The organism is Paenibacillus sp. T2-29, assembly GCF_052921365.1.
Window position 1 is genome coordinate 68,928 of the sequence record NZ_JBREVE010000010.1, and the last position, 20,417, is coordinate 89,344.

Sequence of the window (20,417 nt, forward strand, 5' to 3'; positions counted from 1 at the left end):
ATCCTTTAAGCCTTAAGCCTTGTTGGACCTTAATGCCCGAAGCCTGAACCATCCACTTTCATAGTCTTTCTGTCTGTAGACAAGAGGGAGGCCCAACTTCATAAGCCGATCCCCCCCATGGATAGACTTTTGCCCGCTATTTCCTGACTGAACTTCATATTCAAGCTCTGGATTTAGTCCATCAAGGCGCAGGGCTCGCCAAGGCGCGTTCGGAACAGCCATCACTTGGAAATAGTAGACGATGGCATCCTCTTGGTCTTCAGAAACAAACATCCAAGCCGATTCGTTATCTTCAAACGGGCTCTTTAGGCGATACAAGTCACCCTTCTGTACTAAGCCACGTATCTGCTTATATACTGCGATTTGGCGTTTGACCGTCTCTTTTTCCTCATCGGTGAATTTCGTGAGATCAAGCTCATATCCAAAATTTCCGGACATGGCCACATCACCTCGAAAATCAAGGGGGGTTATGCGTCCAACTTGATGGTTCGGAACTGCTGACACATGCGCTCCGGTGGCGCTTACAGGATAGACAAGGCTAGTTCCATATTGAATCTTCAGGCGTTCCACCGCATCGGTATTATCACTAGTCCAGACTTGAGGCATGTAGTAAAGCATGCCTGGGTCAAAGCGTCCTCCGCCACTTGAACAGCTCTCAAAAAGAATATGCGGAAATTCGGTGGTGACGCGCTCTAGCAGCTCATACAATCCAAGAACATAGCGATGCGCAGTCTCGGATTGACGTTCCGGCGGCAGTTCGGCGGAACCAATTTCCGTCAGACAGCGATTCATATCCCATTTCACATAAGAGACCGGGGCGCTGGAGAAAATGGCAGCCAGCGAATCGTAGATGTAATCGCGTACTTCCTTGCGAGTATAGTCCAGCACCAGCTGCCATCTGGCTTCGCTGCGCCGCCGTCCTGGAACGTGAAGGCACCAATCTGGATGCTTCCGGTACAGCTCACTGTCTGGGGAGATCATCTCCGGCTCGAACCAGAGCCCGAATTTAAGCCCCAATTGATTGATACGTTTCGCGACATCAGCCAGTCCGTCTGGCAGCTTCCGACGATCCTCGTACCAATCACCGAGAGACGAATTGTCAGAATCCCGTTTTCCGAACCAACCGTCATCCAAGACAAAAAGTTCGATGCCTAGCTCTGCCCCCTCTTTCGCTATCGATACCAGCTTATCTGCATTGAAGTCAAAATAGGTAGCTTCCCAGTTATTGACCAGAATAGGGCGTTCTTCATCCCGATATGTCCCTCGGCAAAGCCGAGTTCGATACAAGCGATGATATGTACGCGACATTTCTCCCAGTCCTTGACCAGAGTAAACCATAACGGCTTCTGGTGTCTGGAAGCTCTCTCCTGGGCTCAGTAACCATGAAAAGTCAAAGGAGTTTACGCCAATGCTAAACCGTGTAGAGCCAAATGAATCTAATTCCGCGCCAGCCTCAAAGCCCCCGCTGTACACAAGGCTAAAGCCGAATGCCTCACCATGGCGTTCTGTTGTCTCCTGCGTGACCAATGCAGTAAAAGGATTAAGTTGGTGACTGCTCATGCCCCTTTTACTATCAATTCGGGTTTCACCTTGAAGGATCGGTTTACGGGTAATATTCCCTTCCCGTGCCCATGCTCCCGAAAGATACATGAACTCTAAATCGCTTTTCCCCGAGAAATCGACACTGGCACTTAGCGCACGGAGGAGTCGAAGACTTTGTTCCCCCTCATTACTTAGACGAGCCGAACGAGCGATTACGTTTCGATCCGCAAAAACAGTATAAAGAAGAACCACTTTAAGACCTGAAAAGGCATCTTTTAATTCCAGTTCCAACGTATCCGCTTCAGCTTCATTCTCGGTATATACGGCCGGAAGACCCGGTAGAGATGGCTTTCCCTTAATAATCCGGTAACCATCGTACTTTAATTCCGTGATGCGAGTTCCATCCTCAAGCTCTACTTGATACGCCGGGGTACGGAAGTCCCCACTTCCATACTGTGGGTATTCTTGCGGCAGCCGATCCAATCCAGCCGTCGTAGGAGTGTGAAGCAAAAGATCAGCCATGGGCTCACGGTGCTTCAACCTGTCTCCCCAGTATACATGCACAGGAAATCCATCGACAATCTGAATAATATAACTCATGCCCGACGACTGCAAATGAAACAGCCCCGGTTGCTCTTGAACAATGATAGCCATTGGGAAAAATAACCCCTCTCTTAAATAATAATCATCAGAGTTCCACACCTAAAAAGGCACTCAGAAGAAGCATTTTGTAACAACCATCAACTAAGTTCATATGGTGTAAAGCTTGATAAGATCCAACAATATAGCAGTAGGTTCTACAGAAATCATATATTAATTTTAGATATGAAGTACATGGCATGGTGCTCACTATTTATGTTATAATGCTTGATAATTTACATAAGGAGATTTTACCGTGATAGAGTATTTGCCACGTAGTAAACAGCACTCTGAATTGTATCTAACTCAGTTTGGCATAGAGAAATGCATACCCAGTCACTTTTTTGGACCTGCTATAAGAGATCACTATTTGCTCCATTATGTTTTGGACGGAGAGGGTACCTTCGAGGTTGGCGGGTTCAGTTATAGCTTGCGGAAAGGACAGTGGTTTCTAATCTGCCCGCAAGTCATCACTTATTATCAAGCCGATGCCGTAAATCCCTGGTCTTATTGCTGGTTTGGTTTTAACGGGACACTGGCAGAAACACTCCTCAAGCAAGCAGGCCTGACGATGACGTCCCCAATCCTCTACTTTGAAGGAGACCATTTGATTTATCAGTATTTGCAGCAAATGAACGAATCAAGTAGGTGCCTTAAAGCTCGGGAAACTAAACTGACCGGGCTGCTTTACTTAATGTTATCGGAGCTTATAGAATTCAGCCCGGCAACATCCTCCGAACAAAAAGAAGGTCGGGCGGAGATTTACGTTGAAAAAGTGAAGGATTTTATTGAAATGAATTATGCTCAGAAAATTACCATTGAGCATATTGCACATTTTATCGGACTCAATCGGAGCTATTTATGTTCGTTATTTAAACAACGAGTAAACACAAGCATTCAGAATTATTTGATTCGCTATAGGATCAACAAAGCTTGTGAAATGATGGGTAACGCTGAACTTTCAATAGGCGATATTTCCCGTTCAGTCGGCTATAATGATCCTTTGCTCTTCTCCAAAATTTTTAAAAAGGTAAAGGGATTCTCTCCCAAGCATTATCGATCCGAAACCCATGCTCAAATTCAAAACGACTACTGAAATTACAAGTAGAAACCTCTAATGAACAAAAGAGGTCAACCAGAAAAACTGGCTGACCTCTTTTATTTATTTTGTGGTTTGCCCTTCCAAATAAGAAACAGGTTCTTTAACCTCTACTTTGGTGCCCCCAAATTCATCCTTAATGTATTTTTGGGTATCCTCGTTATGATAGAGATCCGCTAATTTTTGTAGTCCCTTATCGTTTGCCTTATCCGATGAAGTAACCAGGACGTTAATATTGTTCTTTGTTGCCTGACTGATCTCTTCGTGGAACAAGGAATCCTTCAGTACGTTCAGACCGCCTTCTAAAGCAATCGTGTTCCCGATCAACACCAAGCCTACATCCTGAATCACGCGCGGACCTGTTTTGTCGTCGATTAGTTCAAATTTCAGGTTTTTAGGATTACTAGTAATATCATTGACTGTACCTAAAGCATCATTAAAGTCAGCTTTAAGCTTAATTAAACCGGATGCTTCCAACAGCTTCAAACCTCTTGCTGTATTCGCCGGGTTGTCCGCCAAAGCCACCAACGCTCCGTCAGTCACTTCATCAATGCTTTTGAACTTTTGCGAATAAATCCCCATCGGCTCCAGGTAGGTAGTGGCTATCGCCTTCAAATCGGCTTTGCTCTCTTTGTTATAGCTCACCAGATACGCCCATGATTGGAATGCATTCACGTCCACATCGCCTTGTCTAGTCGCATTGTTCGTTTCGATCCCACCGTTAATTTCCTTTACTTCAATATCCAGCTTGGCATCCTTGGCGGCCTGGGATTGGGCAATATGCTTCCAAATCTGCGCGTCAGACCCCATGGAACCAATGACTACTTTTTGCTTTTCCGCACCGGAAGCGGAGCTGGATCCATTACTGTCTGTGCTTTTATTACCGCATCCTGCGGCTACGAGTAACAAACTAATCCCTAATAGTAAAACGAACGATTTTTTCATGTTGTTTTCCCCCAGATCATGCTAGTATGCTAGTGCATCGTCATTCCACCTGTAACATTAATCGCTTGTCCTGTCATATATGCGGAGAGCGGACTTGCCAGAAACAACACCACATTGGCGACATCCTCTACCTCAGCCGTTCTCCCCAAAGGTACCTGCGAACAATCTTCTTCATATATATCCTGGGCGGTCATTCCGCGAATAACGCCCCCTTCAATCCGCTCGCGATGCTTCATCGGCGTTTCTACGATACCTGGACAAACCGCATTCACCAAAATTTGGTGCGGAGCAAGCTCAATGGCCATCACCTTGGTCAAGCCGAGAACCGCATGTTTGGATGCACAATATCCGCCCATGGCCCGATATCCATTTTTACCAGCCTGCGAAGCAATTTGGATAATTCGCCCTGGTTTACGCGCATCCACCATTTCCTTGGCAAACCGTTTGGACGCTACATACAGCCCAGTTGAATTAATCGAAAATACTTTTTCCCAATCAGCCAACTCACTATCAATGACATAATCCATCGTAGAAGTACCTGCGCAGTTCACTAAAATGTCAGGAACTCCCGATTCGCTGATTAGCAGATTGCACCATCTTTCGATATCACCCGGTTTGGATATGTCCAATTGAGTTTCAACTAGCTGTGAATTGACCACTCTATACGGCTCTTCATAAGAAATATCAGCAGAAATGACTTTAGCTCCACTCTGAATGAACAGCTCTACAATCCCCTTGCCTATACCTGACTTGCCGCCTGTCACTACTGCTGTTTGATGAGATAGGTCTATTGAAATCATAGATTTTAAAATACTCTTTTGAAAGGATCGCGGCTAATGCCAGCCTCCAACACAATCTTCACATATTCCTGTGCTGAAAAAAGAGAATGATCCTTATAGTTCCCGCATTCCAAAGCAGTAACAGCCGGAACTTCTGTCGTTTCCAGAATTCTTTTCAAGGTTTTTTCCAAAGCAAGTGCAATTTCCTCAGGCTCGTGTTCATTCCATAAAATCAAGTAGAATCCCGTTCTGCAGCCCATAGGAGAAATATCAATAATGCCTTTGATTTCGTCTCTCAGATACGTTGCCAATAAATGCTCCAGCGTATGTACAGCTGCTGTTGGCAGTGCGTCTTCATTCGGTTGCAGAAATCTCAAGTCATACTTTTGTACCGTGCTTCCTTTTTCATCATGCTCTACTCCTGCTGCTCTTACATAAGGAGCCTTTACAATCGTGTGGTCTAATTGGAAGCTTTCTACTTTTGCCATTTTTCTCATCCTCATTTTCTGTAATTTTTATTTTTAGTCTAATGACGACTACTCAACATTTGTGCTATTTTTTTAAAATTTAATGCTTTAAATCAGCATTTTTGCAATTATACATCGGATTACTCGGTTTTACCACTATAATTATTATTTTATTTCTCATTTCTTTGTCCGTTTCTCCTTTGCCTGTACGTTTTGACATAGTGTACAATATATACGGTAATCCATCTTTACGAAATAGATCGAGGACATCGTAAGCCTCATTTAGGAGAATGCTCTGTGAATGAACCGGATTGGAAGCACTTGAATGCTGTCCCTTTGCCCTTGCAGGAATTTCAGCTACAGCTGGACCAGAACAGTGTTGACGCCAAGCAACTAGAGGAATGGAAAAAAATCCCCGTCCTTTATCAACTAGCTCTGGAGGAATTAAAGAACAAAATTAAGCTGATCCAAACGGAATGGAAGCTGATAGATGGTTTTAGCCCGATTGAGCACATTAAAACCCGGATCAAAGAACCCCACAGCATTGTGGAAAAAGTTCGGCGCAAAGGGCATGAGGTCACCCTGGACAATATATTGCGTGAAATTCATGATATCGCAGGCATGCGTGTGGTATGCGCATTTGTCAAAGATATCTATCGCCTGATGGATCACCTCCGCACACGGGAAGACATTCGCATACTGGAGGTCAAGGACTATATTGCCCATCCTAAGCCCAACGGCTATCAGAGCCTACATGTTATTGTGGAAATTCCACTGATTCTGTTTGAGGGCACACGCTGGATTAAGGTCGAGATTCAATTGCGCACATTGGCTATGGATTTTTGGGCCAGTATGGAGCATATTTTGTACTATAAGTTTGATAAGAAAGTGCCCGAACATGTCGTTAACGGATTGACCGAAGCTGCACGTGCAACCTACGAACTGGATCAGAAAATGCTCAAGCTGCGCGGGGAAATTTTATCGCTTAGCGAGGAACAGGATGTGGAAGAGGCCCCGGTCAAACGAGCCGAGGAGTCAGCTTTGAAGGCACTTTCCCTCCCCGCAGATCACGCCACTTCTCGGTCGCAGACGTGCTAGGCATACAGCCACAGGATAACTAAATCATTCATTCTAGGCTGTTCCCCCTCGTGCTGGAACTTAGGAACTTATGTAAAATGTATAAATAAAGAGCCGTCAACACCACTATGATCATGGTTTTGACGGCTCTTTTACACTTTTTTTCAGTCAAATCAAATATTACTGCTTCTCATGAATCTCTGTGCTGATTTTCTCAACGATGTCCGCAATGCTGAATGACCCCAGATCGCCTTCGCCCCGTTTGCGCACGGCTACAGTACCGGTTGTTTTTTCATTTTCCCCGATAACGAACATGTATGGAACCTTCTCCAATTGCGCTTCACGGATTTTATAACCAAGCTTCTCATTCCGAGTATCCACTTCGACGCGTAGACCCGCTTTCAGCAACGCTTCCTGCACCTCATTGGCAGTCTCGATATAGTTCTCGGATACAGGCAACAGTTTCGCATGAACAGGAGCCAGCCACAATGGGAATGCACCTGTAAAATGCTCAGTCAGGATGCCCATGAAGCGGTCGATTGAACCGTAGATAGCACGGTGAATAACGACCGGACGGTGCTTCTGGTTGTCCTCGCCCACATAAGTGAGGTCGAATTTTTCAGGCATTTGGAAGTCCAATTGGATCGTTCCGCACTGCCAGCTGCGTTTGAGCGCATCGAGAATGTGGAAGTCAATTTTCGGACCGTAAAATGCTCCATCTCCCGCATTAATACGGTAGTTGATGCCCAGGTGATCCAGCACGTTTTGCAGAGCTTGTTCCGCTTGATCCCACAGCGCTGGCTCGCCCATAAAGTCATCTGGACGTGTGGACAATTCCACTGTGAAGTCAAAGCCAAACACACTATACATTTCGTTAATCAGCTTGATTACGTCCGTAATCTCTTTTTCAATCTGACCTGGTGTAACGAAAATATGCGCATCATCCTGACAGAATGTACGAACACGCATCATACCGTTCAGCGCGCCGGACAGCTCATGACGATGCACTTGTCCAAATTCGGATATACGAATCGGCAGATCGCGGTAAGAATGAAGTTCATTTTTAAATACAAGCATATGCCCCGGGCAGTTCATCGGTTTCAAAGCAAAAGTAGTTTCATCTACTTCGGAGAAGTACATGTTTTCCTTGTAATGCTCATAGTGTCCCGATTGTTCCCACAGACGGTTGTTCATCATCAGCGGTGTACGTACTTCCTCATAGCCATGCAGACGTTGAATGTCACGGGAGTAATCTTCCAACGCAGTACGCACAACCATACCTTTAGGCAGGTAGAACGGCATGCCAGGTGCTTCTTCGGAGAACATGAACAGTTCCAGCTCCTTACCCAGCTTGCGATGATCGCGTTTTTTTGCTTCCTCCAGCAAGTGCAGATGCTCATCCAGTTGTGCTTTTTTAGGGAAAGCTGTTCCGTAGATACGTTGCAGCATCTTGTTGTTGGAATCGCCTCTCCAGTATGCACCCGCTACACTTAACAGTTTGAAAGCCTTGATACGGCCAGTGGACGGCAGATGCGGGCCACGACACAGGTCAAAAAATTCGCCTTGATCATAAATCGTAATTTCCGCTTCTTCTGGCAAATCACGGATCAGTTCCAGCTTCAATGGATCTTCCATTTCACCAAAAATACGAGTTGCTTCCTCACGGCTAACCACACGACGTGTAATCGGCAGATTTTCCTGCGTGATCTTCGCCATTTCCTTTTCGATCTTCGCCAGATCGTCAACGGACAGTGGGTTTTCGATATCAATGTCATAATAGAAGCCGCTGTCGATGACTGGACCAATACCCAGCTTCACATTTTTCTCACCGTAAATGCGTTTGAGCGCCTGGGCCAGCAAATGCGCTGTGCTGTGACGGTAAATTTCCAGACCATCTGCACTGTCCAGCGTAACAATTTCAAGGTCAACGTTCTGATCCAAAACGGTGTTCAGATCGACAGCCTTCCCGTTCACTTTACCTGCTACTGCGTTTTTTTTCAGCCCGGAGCTGATCGAACCCGCCACGTCGGCGATAGTTACGCCATGCTCGTACTCACGTACGGCTCCATCCGGCAATTTCACTTGAATACTCACGATTAAAGCCTCCATTTCAAATTGTGTGCTATATCAAAATTGAACGCAAAAAAACGCCTCTCTCCCTCAAGGGACGAGTGCGTTCAGCTCGTGGTTCCACCCTAGTTCGGCCCGCTACTGTACATACATTCATGTTCATCCAAACATGCTCATGCACGACCTGCATGGCCCTCCATTGGTATCCGTTAACGGGGATAAATCGGTGGGCGCTTACTGATGTCACTGCCAGCTTGCACAGCTACACGTTCAACGTCACGGCTACAAAGGGGTAACTTCACATGCGGTTGCCGGAAAAGCTCTCAGCCTCGTCTTTTCTCTCTGAACGGCCCTTCAAGGAAATCATGTCTTTGGTCAATGCCTTGAATATTACTATATGCTACAGCATTATAGATCAAATTTGCAGGTATTTCAAGTGGACGTTTATGTAAGTTTCTGTCTTATTTATCATCCAGCTATGAAGACGAATAAGCCTATATTTACACCCCACTAAAAACACTGTAGAATATTTCTCATCTAGACGATACCGTACAGAAAGAAGGAGAAAGAGATACCTAAGATCATTGTCACAGAAGAACAATGGATTCAAAAAGGAATGGAACGTTTTGAACAGGGCGGAATTGATCAACTCATTGTTGAAAAAATGGCTACTGCTTTAGGGTGCAGTAAGAGCAGTTTTTATTGGTATTTTACCAATCGCAGCAGCTATATTAGACAAATTGTAGAGACATGGAAGGCACAGACGACACAACAGGTGATGACCGCGTCCATCACCCATGCTGCTATAGATGAGCGAATCCAAGAGTTGCTAACCCAGATGTTTGGCAAGACAAAACGGGGCGATTTTCTGTTTTATCTGCGCAAGCTGTCATTGAAGGATGATAGTTACCGTTCCTTGCTCAATGAAGTCGAACAGATGCGAATGGAGTTTATGAAAGAGCTTTTAGTCCAGAAGGGAATGCAGCCAGAGAAAGCCTCTCAGAGGTCATGGATGTTGTACCATTACTATTTGGGTTGGTATGAGCGTCACAAGCAAGAGACGTTAAGTGAAGAAGCGATCCAGCAGCATATTCATATGATTTGGACAGAGTGGATTTCAAATTAAGGGGGATATCAGATGTTGGAGTTACTTACATGGGCAGTTGGCGGAATTCTATTTGTACTGAGCGGTATGCACTTATATTGGGTATTCGGCGGACAAAAAGGTGCTAAGGCAGCGATCCCAAGCACGGGAACGGATTTGCTTTTTAAACCCTCCAAAATAGGGACGTCGATTGTTGCCATTTTACTAGCCTTAGCCGCTTGGTTCGTTTTGGAGTTAGGGAGAGTCGTGCCAATTCAGTTTTTCCATTTCTTCTATTTCTACGGTGCAGGCTTGTTGTCATGTTTATTTATTTTACGTTCTATAGGAGATTTCAAATGGGTAGGGTTCTTCAAGAGAAAAAAAGGAACGGTTTTTGCAAAATGGGATACTGTGCTCTATTCGCCCCTTTGTTTTCTCTTGGGAACAGCCATTTTAATGATGATGCTTTTACGTACGGCATAGCTTAAAGCTGATCTTTACCCGATTTGTTTCTTTCGTACGTCTCCACCAGTTTCTTTCTCAGTGAAATAGTACAGTAAAGCCAGCACAGGCAAAATGACTCCAATCAGAGCGCTGAAATTCCAACCACCCAACGCATAAGACCAACCACCTAATGATGATCCAATCGCTCCACCTATGAAAAAGATAGACATGAATAATCCATTCAGACGCCCTCTCGCTTCACTTCCCAAGGAGTAAATAACGCGTTGCCCAAGCACAAGGTTTCCTGATACAGCCATATCCAGTGTAATCGCTGAAACAAAGAGAAGGATGAGCGCAGCCGTCGAATGACTTTGGAAAATATAGATGACCAAAAAGGACAAGGCGGCAATGACCATAGCTAGCCCGGTTAAACCTTTGCTCCAACCTTTATCAGCCAATCTCCCGGCAATCGGAGCTGCTATTGCGCCCCCTACACCTACTAGAGCAAACAGTGCAATTCCTTGCTGGGACATGCCGAAATCATCCGCCAAGCGTAGAGGAACAACCGTCCAAAACAGGCTGAAAGCACCAAATAGGCAGGCTTGATATAAGGCACGGCGGCGCAATGCAGGCGTTTGTTTGAAAAGAGTACCTAGCGAGAGAATCAGTTTACTGTAAGATACCGTAGGTACAGGCTTGCGCTCTGGAAGAGCCCGCGAGAGAAGAATCGTCAACAATGTCAGAACGATGGCGGACATAATAAATACGGCTTTCCATCCCCAAATGCTGGTTATGAAGCTTGCCAATGGACGTGCGAACATAATGCCTAGCAGGAGTCCACTCATGACATTCCCGACAACCCGACCGCGCTGTTCTTCGGATGCTAAATAGGTAGCGTACGGTACCAGTATTTGGGCTACTACAGATCCAACTCCAATGAACAAGGATGCGGTCAGGAACGACGTGGCATTGGGGGCAAAGGCAGCAACAAGCAATGCACAGACTGTAATGATGAGCGATACGACCATGAGCCGTCGATTTTCAATAATGTCGCTAATGGGTACGATAAACAGCAGTCCCACAACATAACCGATTTGAGTTAAAGTGACAATGAAGCCCGCTGTTGTGGAAGAAAGGCCCATCGCTACATGAATAGGTCCTACCAGGGTTTGAGCATAGTAAAGGTTGGCAACAATAAGGCCGCATGCCGCTGCCAACAGAAACATCATCCAATTTGAAATACGGTTACCTTCTACGGCTTGTTGTTCTCTTTGCATGATAATCCTCCTCAATAATTTAAATACTGAACGTATAGTTCTTTAATTCGATAATCAAATAATATACTGAACGTTTCGTTTTGTAAATAGGCAAATTCAACTTTTTATTCTTACCTGATATTTGATATACTGAACGTATAGTTTATTTTAATGTTTTCTTATATCTATGTAAGAAGGTGAGCATTCCAGTGCAGAGTAAAAGAGGACGTCCGCGTAATGTCGAGTCGCAAAAATCTATCCTTGCCGCCTCTTATGATCTACTGTTGGAGCAAGGCTTTGGGGCTGTTACGGTAGAAAAAATTGCTGAGCGAGCAAAAGTGAGCAAAGCCACCATATATAAATGGTGGCCTAACAAAGCTGCCGTAGTGATGGATGGTTTCCTGTCAGCTACCATGGCAAGATTGCCCGTGCCCGACACGGGTCGTGTATTGGACGATATTCTCATTCATGCTACGAATTTAGTGCGGTTCTTAATAAGTCGAGAAGGTAAAATCATTACGGAGTTAATTGGTGAAGGGCAACTTGATGCAGGGTTGTCAGAGGCATACCGAACACGATATTTCCATCCACGGCGACTTGAAGCCCGGCATCTTATTGAGCGGGGAATTGAGCGCGGGGAATTGAGGGAGCATCTGGATGTTGAATTATGTATCGATCTCATTTATGGACCGATTTTTTATCGTTTGCTGGTGACCGGTTATCCATTAGACGATGCCTATGTACGACAATTAGTCATGAATGCGTTCGAAGGAATTAGCTTGGACTGAATGGCGAATGCCATATAGCGGGGCTGGCAGCCACCACAGAGTATTCTCCGTGGTGGCTGCTTATTTCTTTTTTCCTTTTTCTTTTACCCGCCGATCCTCTATGCTAACTCCTGCTTTATTTATTCGTCAGGATCTATACTAATCTTTTGCAGTAAGTCGATCAGAAGGTCCTCTTCCTCTTCGGATAAATTGTGGACAAGACCGGCATTGAGCTCGTCCAGTATTGCTTGTAGGACAGGAGCGAATTCTAATGCCTTGGCCGTGGGAGACACAAGTTGAGAACGTCGATCATTCGGATCCGTTTTACGTTCAATGTAGCCTGATTCCTCTAATTGTTTTACAGAGCGTGCCGTGGTTGCCTTATCAAATTTAAGTTCATTCGTCAGCTGCTCCTGTGTAATACCTGGCCGCTGCAAAATAATCTTTAAAAAACTGTGTTGCCCCCCACTGCCGATTCCGTAAGGAGCCAGTTTTTTGGACAGTATTTTTTGATTTCGACGGTACAGGTGGGAAATTAGCTTTCCAATCGGTTTTTTCCTCATTAAATACACCTCATTGGCTTGAAAATGGCAATCCCCAGCTGGGACCAAAACAAAGTTTACAATAATATTGTTGCGCACGCAACTAATTTGCTGTAAACTAGAACCGTTCATTTAGTTGCGTATGCAACTAAAGAGGAACTGTCAACGATAAAGAGGTGTTAATGATGAGTTCAACTGCTACAACTGCTGCAACCTATCAAGAGAATATCGAAGTTCAGAAGAAACGTTGGATGATTTTGATTGTTTTAAATCTGTTTACGTTTATGTCCACCTTGGATGGAAGTATTGTTAATATTGCTCTTCCTGTGTTGTCTCGCACGTTACATTTACCTGTGGCACAGATTGAATGGGTGACAACCGCCTATTTAATGGCGATATGTACCGCTATTTTATTTTTTGGCAAGCTAGGGGATATGGTCGGTAAAATCAAAATATTCAAAATCGGCACCATCATATTCATTCTTGGCTCCCTATTGTGCGGTCTTAGCTCTTCACTCTCCCTATTGCTGATTTCGCGCATCATTCAGGCAATTGGAGCATCCATGACCATGGCGAACAGCCAAGGGATCGTAACAGATATCTTCCCGTCTACTGAACGGGGCAAAGCGCTTGGCCTCATCGGAACCTTCGTTTCTTTGGGTAGTATCGCCGGGCCGAGCTTGGGCGGTATTATTGTCTCCTCGCTGGGTTGGCAATACATTTTCTGGGTCAATGTACCGATAGGCCTGATCGCTGTCTTTCTAGGCTGGAGGCTTCTGCCTAAGGATCTGATCAAGGTGAAGGATAAGATCGACGTTCCTGGCAGCCTGGTGTTTGCTATTTTTATTCTCACTTTATTCGTCGGATTGTTGCTGGGACAGCAGGTCGGGTATGGAGACCCACGTATTATTGCTTCGCTGCTAGTAGCCGTAGTTGCTTTTGCCATATTCATTTGGTTAGAATTGCGTCGTCCACAGCCGCTGTTACAGCTCGCTCTATTCAAAAATCCGTTGTTTTCGCTCAGTATTTTGTGTGCTTTTCTGGTGTTTGTCGCTAACTTCTGCTTTAACATCATTTCGCCTTTCTATGCACAGAATATGCTGAACTTGTCGCCTTTTTATGCCGGATTTCTGCTGATGTTGTTCCCCATCTCTATGGTTATTGTGGCCCCGCTCAGCGGCGCGCTTTCCGATAAAATCGGGTCTGAACTACTCACCTTCGCCGGGCTGGTCGTTATGGTCGTTGCCCAAATTGGATTAGCGGAGCTGCATGCAGGTAGCTCCATCCCGCTCGTCGGTCTGTGGATTGCCATGCTGGGTATTGGCAGTGGTTTATTCCAATCGCCGAACAATTCGCTGATTATGTCAAAGGTACCCCGTACACAGCTTGGCTCAGCCGGAAGTGTTAATTCACTGGTGCGCAACGTCGGGATGGTTGTAGGGATCACGCTGGCCACAACCATTCTCTTTAATGTTATGAGTAAAGAGGCTGGTTATCGAGTCACCGGATTGGTTCCGGGTCACCCTGAAATTTTTCTGGAAGGAATGCATGCAGTCTTTATGACGTCTGCCTCCATCTGTCTTGTGTCGGCATTGTTAACAGGCTGGAGGCTGATCGGGGCAAAACGGGCAAGAACGCAGCAAGAAAAGAGATAGAGCCTTCAGGATGCCAAACAGGCTATTGTAATAAGGATTACGTATCCTCTTACACTTCTACTAAACGTCCGTTCTCTCTCCAGGATTGCAGAATTTTCTCAAGTACCCATTGATTCTTGTATCCGTCATCGAACAAGGGAGCTCGGTCTACGAACTCCCCTCTTGCCAGCTTAATAAAGTCTCCATCGGCTGTATGATTATAGATTGCAGGAACAGCCCAAGTCTCGTATTCGGCATCCGGGTGTTCTAGGTCACGCAACACGATGCGAATATTTTCCGGATTATTGAGACTTGCGTGCAGCGTACCGAGCTCACCGTAAATATCCACTTCGATATCGTGGCGCTTGCCGATGGCATTTTTGTGAGTGATGAAGGTACCCACAGTATTATCGCCAATGATGCCATGAAAGGCGGCGAGATCTTCCACATCCACTTTTACAGGCAGACCCGTGACCGGATCGGGCCGCTCAGGTGTAATGATATGTAGCAGCGCCGCGACGCTTTTAAATTCACCAATCAGAAAACGGGCCAGATCAATAATATGTGAGGCCGTATCCCCCACTACTCCAGAGCCGGCCTTGGCTAAATTGTGTCGCCATGTATACGGATGCTGACGATACGGTGAAAATGCATCCATTAGATAACGAAATTGAATATTATAGATTTTGCCCAGCTTGTGCTCATCCAGCAGTTGCTTGGTATATTGGAAGGCCGCGCCGTAGCGATGCTTGTAGTGAACCAGCAAAGGCACCGGATTCGCGGTATACAGCTTTTTCAACTGACCTGCCTCCGACCACGTGAGTGTCAATGGTTTCTCTGCCAGTACAGCTTTGTGTTCTTCCAGCGCAATACGAATAATGTCAAAATGCACATCATTGGGTGTCAGCGACAGAATCGCATCTACCTCTGGGTCACGGATCAATGCTTCATAATGGGAGTACCGCTTGGAGGCAGGCAGTTGCAATTGCTCTCCGATGGCTTGAAGGCGGTTCGCATTTACATCACTAACGGCCACAATCGATACCCCCGACATGCTGTGTAATGATCTGATGTGATATTCAGCGATCAGGCCCAAGCCGATGATACCCATCCGAATGGGTAGGGTTGGGGAGGTAGAGGTACTCATATGTTCAGAATTCCCTTCTCTACAATTTGGTTTGATATCTGGAGCACATTCCTTTTTGCTATGCAGTATCACCCGTACCTTCGTAGAATAGTCCCCATCAGAAGTGATCGTCGTAAGTTTTACTTCCACAGACAGATAGCAGACAGTGAATACAATTCCCCATAAAAAAAGGATCTGCAGCTCCGTTGTCAGGTTTTGCAGATCCTTTATGCTTCTTCTTTATATCGACTACATCGACTACATCAAAAATGTACCTACGACAAAAGATACCCCGATGATGATTGAGCGCAACAGCTGTGCCAGAGCTACATTACCTTTGGCAATTTCCTCGCACACCTTGGTGCGCGGCGTCACCAGATCAAAAATCACATACACCAGGCACAGCACCACAATGCCCACGGCCGACCAGGTCAGCATATCGAGCCATGAATGGCTGCTATACGACACCATTCCCACGATGATACACAGACCTAGCAGCTTTGCCCCCATATAGATGCCTGCCGCTTCATTGCCGCGTGCGATTTCCTGATTATCGTTATAACGTGTCAGCAAGCTGAACACAAAATAACCTACGATTAAGATGGCAAACAAGATAAGCAGGCCGATACCTACATTGCCCAATGCGTTGCCCAAACTGATATGAGAGTCCAATTTTTTTCCTCCTTATGATACTTGTGAATAGGAACAGATCTGTTCGAATATTTTACATTTCACAATTCAGCTTATACAGCGGGTGGATTAGAAGGTTCGTTGGCAACGGCGGCAGCGCAATAGTAGGCCATATCGCCTGTTACCTTTTCACCGATTCGCGGCAGAACCCCCGCAAAACGCCCCCCGATCACGAATATGCCTGTCAGTACATAGCCGTGAAATAGCCCTTCCTCGGTCTGCAACTCTGCGCTCTGCATGGGCCACAGCCGCTGATAAATCTTAGGCTGTCCCTCGTAATAAGCGGCAATATGTGCGGCTTCCTCCTGTTCAGGTGTTAGTGGAGCATCAGCTTGATGATGCAGATCAGGCTGGTCAGCCTTCGCATTTTGGGCCACTCCCAAGACACCTTCCAGTCTCTTCTCGGGTTCAGGCTGCTCAATCAAATGCGTGCCTTTACCCTCTCGGCCCCATATGCCTTTGGCGACATAAGGCTCTTTATTTTGCAGAAACACGGATGGCTCAAAATATGTAGGTAGCAGGTAGGTTCGTATCACCTCCAGCTCCCGTTCGTCAAACAAACGAAAACCGCAGAACGCTGGTGTCTGTTCATTGCGCTCGTACAGCGACCATACGGTTGCGGTGAACCCTTTGCTCTGCGTAATGATATGCTGCGGCGGATTGATTAGTCCTATTTTTCCGTCTGCCACCATATCCATTAACGCCTGCCCCACCTCAAGCCCTGTGTCCTCTTCCCGATCTTCAATCAGATACTCCAGCGGATACAGGCGATAGAGGATGTGAATCTGCTCTCCACGGTGATACAATCCTTCATTTGGGATAATTTCCAGTTCTTCCAATGGCGCATAAACCACTTCAAACCCGGCTTGTTCACATAAACGCATGATATATTTGGTATTCGTCTGATCCTCGATATGCCATTCATAGCAAGTGAAATACACCTTTGTCCCCAAACCCTTACGACTATAAAAATGAATGAGCTCCGTCAAGGCAGACTGAATCGCCTCATCCATTCCTGATGAGGGTCCATGTAAATCAATGTCATCCCTTGACATTCCCTCACAACGCAGCACTTCCAACAGCTTTCCTTCGAGATAAGCCACCTCGGGAATCCCGGTCGGGGTATCGGTGTTATTCTCAATGCACTTGATCCCCGCTTCCCCCACAATCCAGTCCTGACGGGTGATCCCATCCGGCGCGGCTTCCATCCGTGCAGCACGCAGCAAGCCTGGATGAATCCCCAAACGCTCTACCAGATATTCATCCGGCATATAGTGCTGGATAAATTGCTGAACCTTGCGATAAATACGATGTACCGCCTCAGAAGCAGCCTGAAGCTCTGCCAGCTCGCTTTCCCGATACACCGTTAAGGCCGGCACGCAGTAGGACTTGCCGTACATGCGATGATACGGAATCATATGGCTGATTTCACCCTTAAAAAGCTCGTCATGTTCATAAGGTAATTGCCGAATCGTACGCATGCTCATCTTAACCCCCAGAAAAAAAGCCGCTGCGTGAGCCACTGCTGCCAAAACCACTGTGTGAACTGGAAGATGAGGACGAGCTTTTGCGATAAGAGCTGGAGGAAGAACGGCTGCTATGATATGAGGAGCCTCCACTATAATAGGTCGATCCGCCATAATAATACCCGCTGCTGCCTGAATCCCGACAGGCCGTTTGCTCTGATACAGGGAGCTCGTCGCAGTCATAATACTCGTCATCACCGCAACCCGTCAGAGCGGCCGGGACAGCCAACATCAGGGCAAAGGCCGCCATCCGTGCACGAGAGCCGGGCTTGGATTTCATGGTTTCCCAAGAATGCTCCATCACAGATCGACCTCCTTCACAAACAAATGCACCTTTTTCAACTGAGGGTCCAATACCGAATATATAAATTCGTATGTTTTGCCACCCAATACCGTATAGTGATCCAATAGCCGTTGGGCTAAGTCTAAGGTAAATACCGAGCCTTCCCGCTGATCCATGCTACGGAACGCAGGCTCATGCCATACCCAGTACAATGCGCTGAATGTGGACGTATAGCCTCCCTCACTGGCTAGCACGAGGTCCGTGATCGACGCGCCGTAAGGCTTTGCACGTTCCCCTGTAAATTCGGTCACATAGACGGAATGATCCGTATGCTCCTCACTTTCATTCGAGGTATGCGCCCATAGTTTGTCATGGAGACGCGTAGCGTCTACAAGCTTGCGCAGAAACAGCTCATCTCCCGATACGGATTCCCGTGTCAGGCTGCGCAGTTCCTTTTGAGTGTCTTCTGACCATTCGCGATACGTTAATGAATAATAAATGATGATTCCCTTCCCTTCCTGTACGCTTCTGTCATGAGGTTTACTATAAATTCAAGCTTCTGTCGTCGTTCACTATACGAGATTCTACCTTGAAAAGGTTCAATTTGGAAGAAAAATACGACAAAAAGCCGCAATCCCCAGGATTACGGCTTGGTTGTAGCGCCTATAGCTTGATATTGTTTTCGTCGAAATATTCCTCCAGCGTCAACCCTTGCTTGGCTACATCCTCTGCAATGTCTACTCCCACATAACGGATATGCCAAGGCTCGTACACATAGCCGGTCACATCTTCCTTACCCTGCATATAACGAATAATAAATCCGTATTCCGGTGCATGTTGTTCCAGCCATTGACCTTCCTTGGAAGCTCCGAACGATTGCTCCAGCACATTGCCTACGCTGGGGCTGGATACGTCAATGGACAATCCCGTCTGATGCTCACTCGTACCTGGTACAGCGCTGACTTTAGAGGCATATTCCTGCCCCTTTGTCTTTACATTGTTGTCGAAAATAGACACCTGACGCTTATAGGAACGGTATCCCGATACCGCACGCAGCTCAATGCCGTCCTTTTTCGCACCGTCGAACAGCTTCTCCAGTGCCTCTGCCGCTTCCTTACGCAAATGCCGCTTCTCATGCGGTCCCTCGAAGGAAAAAGGCACCTGCGGCTCTACCAGATCATCCGGGACGTAGCCCACAGGCAAGCTGCGCTTTTTGTTCACCACGACTGTATCCGAAGTCGCATTGGTTACAACCGCAGTTCCATCCTCTTCCTTAACTGTGGCCTGCAGTGCACTTTGGCTTCGCAACGCCATCACAGGATCAGCCTGTCCACTTCCTGTATCCGCAGAGGCTTGTCCAGCGCTAGTACTGCCATTCCCCGCATCCGTCTGGGTGGAAGGCTGTACATTCTCCTGTACCGTTGTGGATGATTTTAATGGCTCACTTTCCTGTCCACCTGATCCTCCTTGCTGGCAAGCTGCCAGCAATAGCCCTGGCAAGATCAGCCCCGGAATGAGCGCTTTGGTCCATCGCTGAGATGTGCGCGTCTGTTGTATATGTCGTTTCATGCTGGTATCTCCTCCAATATTGCAATTGATACATGACTTGCAGTGACTTTTCCGTTCCCTCATTGTAACTGAACTTTGGACACTCTTCGAAGCCGTTATCCTATCCAATGAGGGTGAACAGACTCGAAAAAGAAAGCATATACCCGAATTATTACGGATTATGACGTTTTTGCGGGATTGCAGCCTGGGCTCGCTCGGCTACCCGTTCACGTATGAGTTTCAATGCTTCTTCGGCACGGGGTAACCCTGGCAGCAAGGACGTAATATCGGTCTCCTTTTTGGAAGCAAGTTTCTGCGGTAGGCGGATTTCAATGGCATGAAAGCCTGCTCCGGGACGATGTAACGCTCCTTCAGCTGCAGATTCTGCAATCCACTCGCTAATCGCTGCCGTTCCGCTGCGTCCGCCCTCCGCGCGTGAGGTAGGCTCAAGCGCGGGGGATGTTCTCTGCATATGGGATAACTCTCCAGCCCAAGCACTAAACACGTATTCCAGCAGCTCTTCCTGCGTCATTCCGATCAACGCCGGACAGTGTTGTGGCTCGTTTTCCAGTCCGGCCTGAAGAGCTTTCTTCACGTCTTCAACCGCACCCAGCCCATTCTCTCTGCTGGAGATGGCGGTCTCAGCTGCGAGTTGAACAATCTCATCCAGCGACAGGCATGCTTCCCCTTTCAGAAGACGGTAGATGTCCAAAGGCTCCGCTTTTAACTGCTCCAGCCATGCCCCTCGCTGTTCCAGGTTCAGTACAGGCACTGGGCCAGTCCATTGAACGGGATGTGCGAAAGGTACACCCGTCGATTTACCTTCTGGCCCATTGCCGTCTAATTCCACGATCCATCGACCGTCAGTTACTTTCAGCTTCACTTGCGGTCTCGTCATC

20 protein-coding genes are annotated in these 20,417 nt (G+C 46.7%); 6 read left to right on the forward strand and 14 right to left on the reverse strand.

Translation table 11 applies throughout. The features are described 5' to 3' along the window. Positions 1-12: 12 nt before the first annotated feature. A complete protein-coding gene (locus ACU1JV_RS22345) occupies positions 13-2,196 on the reverse strand; it encodes an alpha-galactosidase (RefSeq protein ID WP_413987459.1) in 2,184 nt (727 codons plus the stop codon). A gap of 241 nt (positions 2,197-2,437) precedes the next feature. Between ACU1JV_RS22345 and ACU1JV_RS22350 the strand changes: the two genes are divergently transcribed. After that, positions 2,438-3,277: an AraC family transcriptional regulator gene (locus ACU1JV_RS22350; RefSeq protein ID WP_413987458.1), complete on the forward strand. Its 840-nt coding sequence runs from the start codon at positions 2,438-2,440 to the stop codon at positions 3,275-3,277. A gap of 66 nt (positions 3,278-3,343) precedes the next feature. Here ACU1JV_RS22350 and ACU1JV_RS22355 read toward each other — a convergent pair whose 3' ends face one another. Genes ACU1JV_RS22355 through ACU1JV_RS22365 form a run of 3 tightly spaced genes read right to left on the reverse strand, consistent with a single transcriptional unit; the run spans position 3,344 to position 5,492 of the window. Continuing rightward, positions 3,344-4,225: a MetQ/NlpA family ABC transporter substrate-binding protein gene (locus ACU1JV_RS22355; RefSeq protein ID WP_413987457.1), complete on the reverse strand. Its 882-nt coding sequence runs from the start codon at positions 4,223-4,225 to the stop codon at positions 3,344-3,346. Positions 4,226-4,254: 29 nt separating this feature from the next. Next, on the reverse strand, positions 4,255-5,025 hold the full coding sequence (locus ACU1JV_RS22360) for an SDR family NAD(P)-dependent oxidoreductase (RefSeq protein ID WP_413987456.1): 771 nt from the start codon (positions 5,023-5,025) through the stop codon (positions 4,255-4,257). A gap of 5 nt (positions 5,026-5,030) precedes the next feature. Further along, a complete protein-coding gene (locus ACU1JV_RS22365) occupies positions 5,031-5,492 on the reverse strand; it encodes an S-ribosylhomocysteine lyase (RefSeq protein ID WP_013369209.1) in 462 nt (153 codons plus the stop codon). Between the two features lie 276 nt (positions 5,493-5,768). Between ACU1JV_RS22365 and ACU1JV_RS22370 the strand changes: the two genes are divergently transcribed. Continuing rightward, positions 5,769-6,569, forward strand: a complete 801-nt coding sequence (locus ACU1JV_RS22370; protein ID WP_013369207.1) for a GTP pyrophosphokinase — start codon at positions 5,769-5,771, stop codon at positions 6,567-6,569. 159 nt (positions 6,570-6,728) lie between these two features. Here the strand turns inward: ACU1JV_RS22370 and thrS are convergent, their stop codons facing one another. Then, the gene (gene thrS / locus ACU1JV_RS22375) at positions 6,729-8,642 is read right to left on the reverse strand and encodes a threonine--tRNA ligase (RefSeq protein ID WP_413987455.1); all 1,914 of its coding nucleotides are present in this window, start codon (positions 8,640-8,642) and stop codon (positions 6,729-6,731) included. Positions 8,643-9,234: 592 nt separating this feature from the next. On the opposite strand from thrS, the gene ACU1JV_RS22380 reads away from it, so the two are divergent. Both ACU1JV_RS22380 and ACU1JV_RS22385 read left to right on the forward strand, forming a co-directional pair. After that, positions 9,235-9,744, forward strand: coding sequence for a TetR/AcrR family transcriptional regulator (locus ACU1JV_RS22380; RefSeq protein ID WP_413987454.1), 510 nt, complete (start codon positions 9,235-9,237; stop codon positions 9,742-9,744). Between the two features lie 12 nt (positions 9,745-9,756). Next, entirely contained in the window at positions 9,757-10,185 is a 429-nt protein-coding gene (locus ACU1JV_RS22385) for a DUF3995 domain-containing protein (protein WP_013369203.1), read from the forward strand. A gap of 14 nt (positions 10,186-10,199) precedes the next feature. Here the strand turns inward: ACU1JV_RS22385 and ACU1JV_RS22390 are convergent, their stop codons facing one another. Then, the gene (locus ACU1JV_RS22390) at positions 10,200-11,423 is read right to left on the reverse strand and encodes an MFS transporter (RefSeq protein ID WP_413987453.1); all 1,224 of its coding nucleotides are present in this window, start codon (positions 11,421-11,423) and stop codon (positions 10,200-10,202) included. A 188-nt stretch (positions 11,424-11,611) separates the two neighbouring features. Between ACU1JV_RS22390 and ACU1JV_RS22395 the strand changes: the two genes are divergently transcribed. After that, the gene (locus ACU1JV_RS22395) at positions 11,612-12,190 is read left to right on the forward strand and encodes a TetR/AcrR family transcriptional regulator (RefSeq protein WP_346835139.1); all 579 of its coding nucleotides are present in this window, start codon (positions 11,612-11,614) and stop codon (positions 12,188-12,190) included. Between the two features lie 119 nt (positions 12,191-12,309). Here the strand turns inward: ACU1JV_RS22395 and ACU1JV_RS22400 are convergent, their stop codons facing one another. Next, the gene (locus ACU1JV_RS22400; RefSeq protein WP_025675684.1) at positions 12,310-12,732 is read right to left on the reverse strand and encodes a MarR family winged helix-turn-helix transcriptional regulator; all 423 of its coding nucleotides are present in this window, start codon (positions 12,730-12,732) and stop codon (positions 12,310-12,312) included. A 164-nt stretch (positions 12,733-12,896) separates the two neighbouring features. On the opposite strand from ACU1JV_RS22400, the gene ACU1JV_RS22405 reads away from it, so the two are divergent. Next, positions 12,897-14,366: an MFS transporter gene (locus tag ACU1JV_RS22405; RefSeq protein ID WP_413987537.1), complete on the forward strand. Its 1,470-nt coding sequence runs from the start codon at positions 12,897-12,899 to the stop codon at positions 14,364-14,366. Positions 14,367-14,415: 49 nt separating this feature from the next. On the opposite strand, the gene ACU1JV_RS22410 is transcribed toward ACU1JV_RS22405, so the two are convergent. The 7 genes from ACU1JV_RS22410 to ACU1JV_RS22440 all read right to left on the reverse strand — a co-directional run bounded on the left by ACU1JV_RS22410 (position 14,416) and on the right by ACU1JV_RS22440 (position 20,416). Further along, a complete protein-coding gene (locus tag ACU1JV_RS22410) occupies positions 14,416-15,492 on the reverse strand; it encodes a Gfo/Idh/MocA family protein (RefSeq protein ID WP_413987452.1) in 1,077 nt (358 codons plus the stop codon). A gap of 237 nt (positions 15,493-15,729) precedes the next feature. After that, entirely contained in the window at positions 15,730-16,143 is a 414-nt protein-coding gene (locus ACU1JV_RS22415) for a DUF350 domain-containing protein (RefSeq protein WP_016819503.1), read from the reverse strand. Positions 16,144-16,214: 71 nt separating this feature from the next. Next, positions 16,215-17,648 (reverse strand): glutathionylspermidine synthase family protein, encoded by a 1,434-nt coding sequence (locus ACU1JV_RS22420; RefSeq protein ID WP_446724677.1) that lies wholly within the window; start codon positions 17,646-17,648, stop codon positions 16,215-16,217. 1 nt (position 17,649) lies between these two features. Further along, positions 17,650-17,988 carry a hypothetical protein gene (locus ACU1JV_RS22425; protein WP_013369194.1) on the reverse strand — a complete coding sequence of 113 codons (339 nt, stop codon included), beginning with the start codon at positions 17,986-17,988 and terminating at the stop codon, positions 17,650-17,652. Next, positions 17,988-18,281, reverse strand: a complete 294-nt coding sequence (locus ACU1JV_RS22430; protein WP_235329958.1) for a hypothetical protein — start codon at positions 18,279-18,281, stop codon at positions 17,988-17,990. The genes ACU1JV_RS22425 and ACU1JV_RS22430 overlap by 1 nt, the downstream gene beginning before the upstream one ends. A 352-nt stretch (positions 18,282-18,633) precedes the next feature. Continuing rightward, on the reverse strand, positions 18,634-19,539 hold the full coding sequence (locus ACU1JV_RS22435) for a M15 family metallopeptidase (protein ID WP_013369192.1): 906 nt from the start codon (positions 19,537-19,539) through the stop codon (positions 18,634-18,636). Between the two features lie 151 nt (positions 19,540-19,690). Next, entirely contained in the window at positions 19,691-20,416 is a 726-nt protein-coding gene (locus ACU1JV_RS22440) for a hypothetical protein (protein ID WP_058710970.1), read from the reverse strand. Position 20,417: the final 1 nt, after the last annotated feature.

Excerpts from the sequence above, each read along its gene's own strand:
- ACU1JV_RS22345 (WP_413987459.1), bottom strand. The coding sequence starts at position 2,196 with ATGGCTATCATTGTTCAAGAGCAACCGGGGCTGTTTCATTTGCAGTCG.
- ACU1JV_RS22355 (WP_413987457.1), bottom strand. The coding sequence starts at position 4,225 with ATGAAAAAATCGTTCGTTTTACTATTAGGGATTAGTTTGTTACTCGTA.
- ACU1JV_RS22360 (WP_413987456.1), bottom strand. The coding sequence starts at position 5,025 with ATGATTTCAATAGACCTATCTCATCAAACAGCAGTAGTGACAGGCGGC.
- ACU1JV_RS22365 (WP_013369209.1), bottom strand. The coding sequence starts at position 5,492 with ATGGCAAAAGTAGAAAGCTTCCAATTAGACCACACGATTGTAAAGGCT.
- ACU1JV_RS22380 (WP_413987454.1), top strand. The coding sequence starts at position 9,235 with ATGGAACGTTTTGAACAGGGCGGAATTGATCAACTCATTGTTGAAAAA.
- ACU1JV_RS22385 (WP_013369203.1), top strand. The coding sequence starts at position 9,757 with ATGTTGGAGTTACTTACATGGGCAGTTGGCGGAATTCTATTTGTACTG.
- ACU1JV_RS22390 (WP_413987453.1), bottom strand. The coding sequence starts at position 11,423 with ATGCAAAGAGAACAACAAGCCGTAGAAGGTAACCGTATTTCAAATTGG.
- ACU1JV_RS22400 (WP_025675684.1), bottom strand. The coding sequence starts at position 12,732 with ATGAGGAAAAAACCGATTGGAAAGCTAATTTCCCACCTGTACCGTCGA.
- ACU1JV_RS22405 (WP_413987537.1), top strand. The coding sequence starts at position 12,897 with ATGAGTTCAACTGCTACAACTGCTGCAACCTATCAAGAGAATATCGAA.
- ACU1JV_RS22410 (WP_413987452.1), bottom strand. The coding sequence starts at position 15,492 with ATGAGTACCTCTACCTCCCCAACCCTACCCATTCGGATGGGTATCATC.
- ACU1JV_RS22420 (WP_446724677.1), bottom strand. The coding sequence starts at position 17,648 with ATGAGCATGCGTACGATTCGGCAATTACCTTATGAACATGACGAGCTT.
- ACU1JV_RS22425 (WP_013369194.1), bottom strand. The coding sequence starts at position 17,988 with ATGGAGCATTCTTGGGAAACCATGAAATCCAAGCCCGGCTCTCGTGCA.
- ACU1JV_RS22435 (WP_013369192.1), bottom strand. The coding sequence starts at position 19,539 with ATGAAACGACATATACAACAGACGCGCACATCTCAGCGATGGACCAAA.
- ACU1JV_RS22440 (WP_058710970.1), bottom strand. The coding sequence starts at position 20,416 with ATGACGAGACCGCAAGTGAAGCTGAAAGTAACTGACGGTCGATGGATC.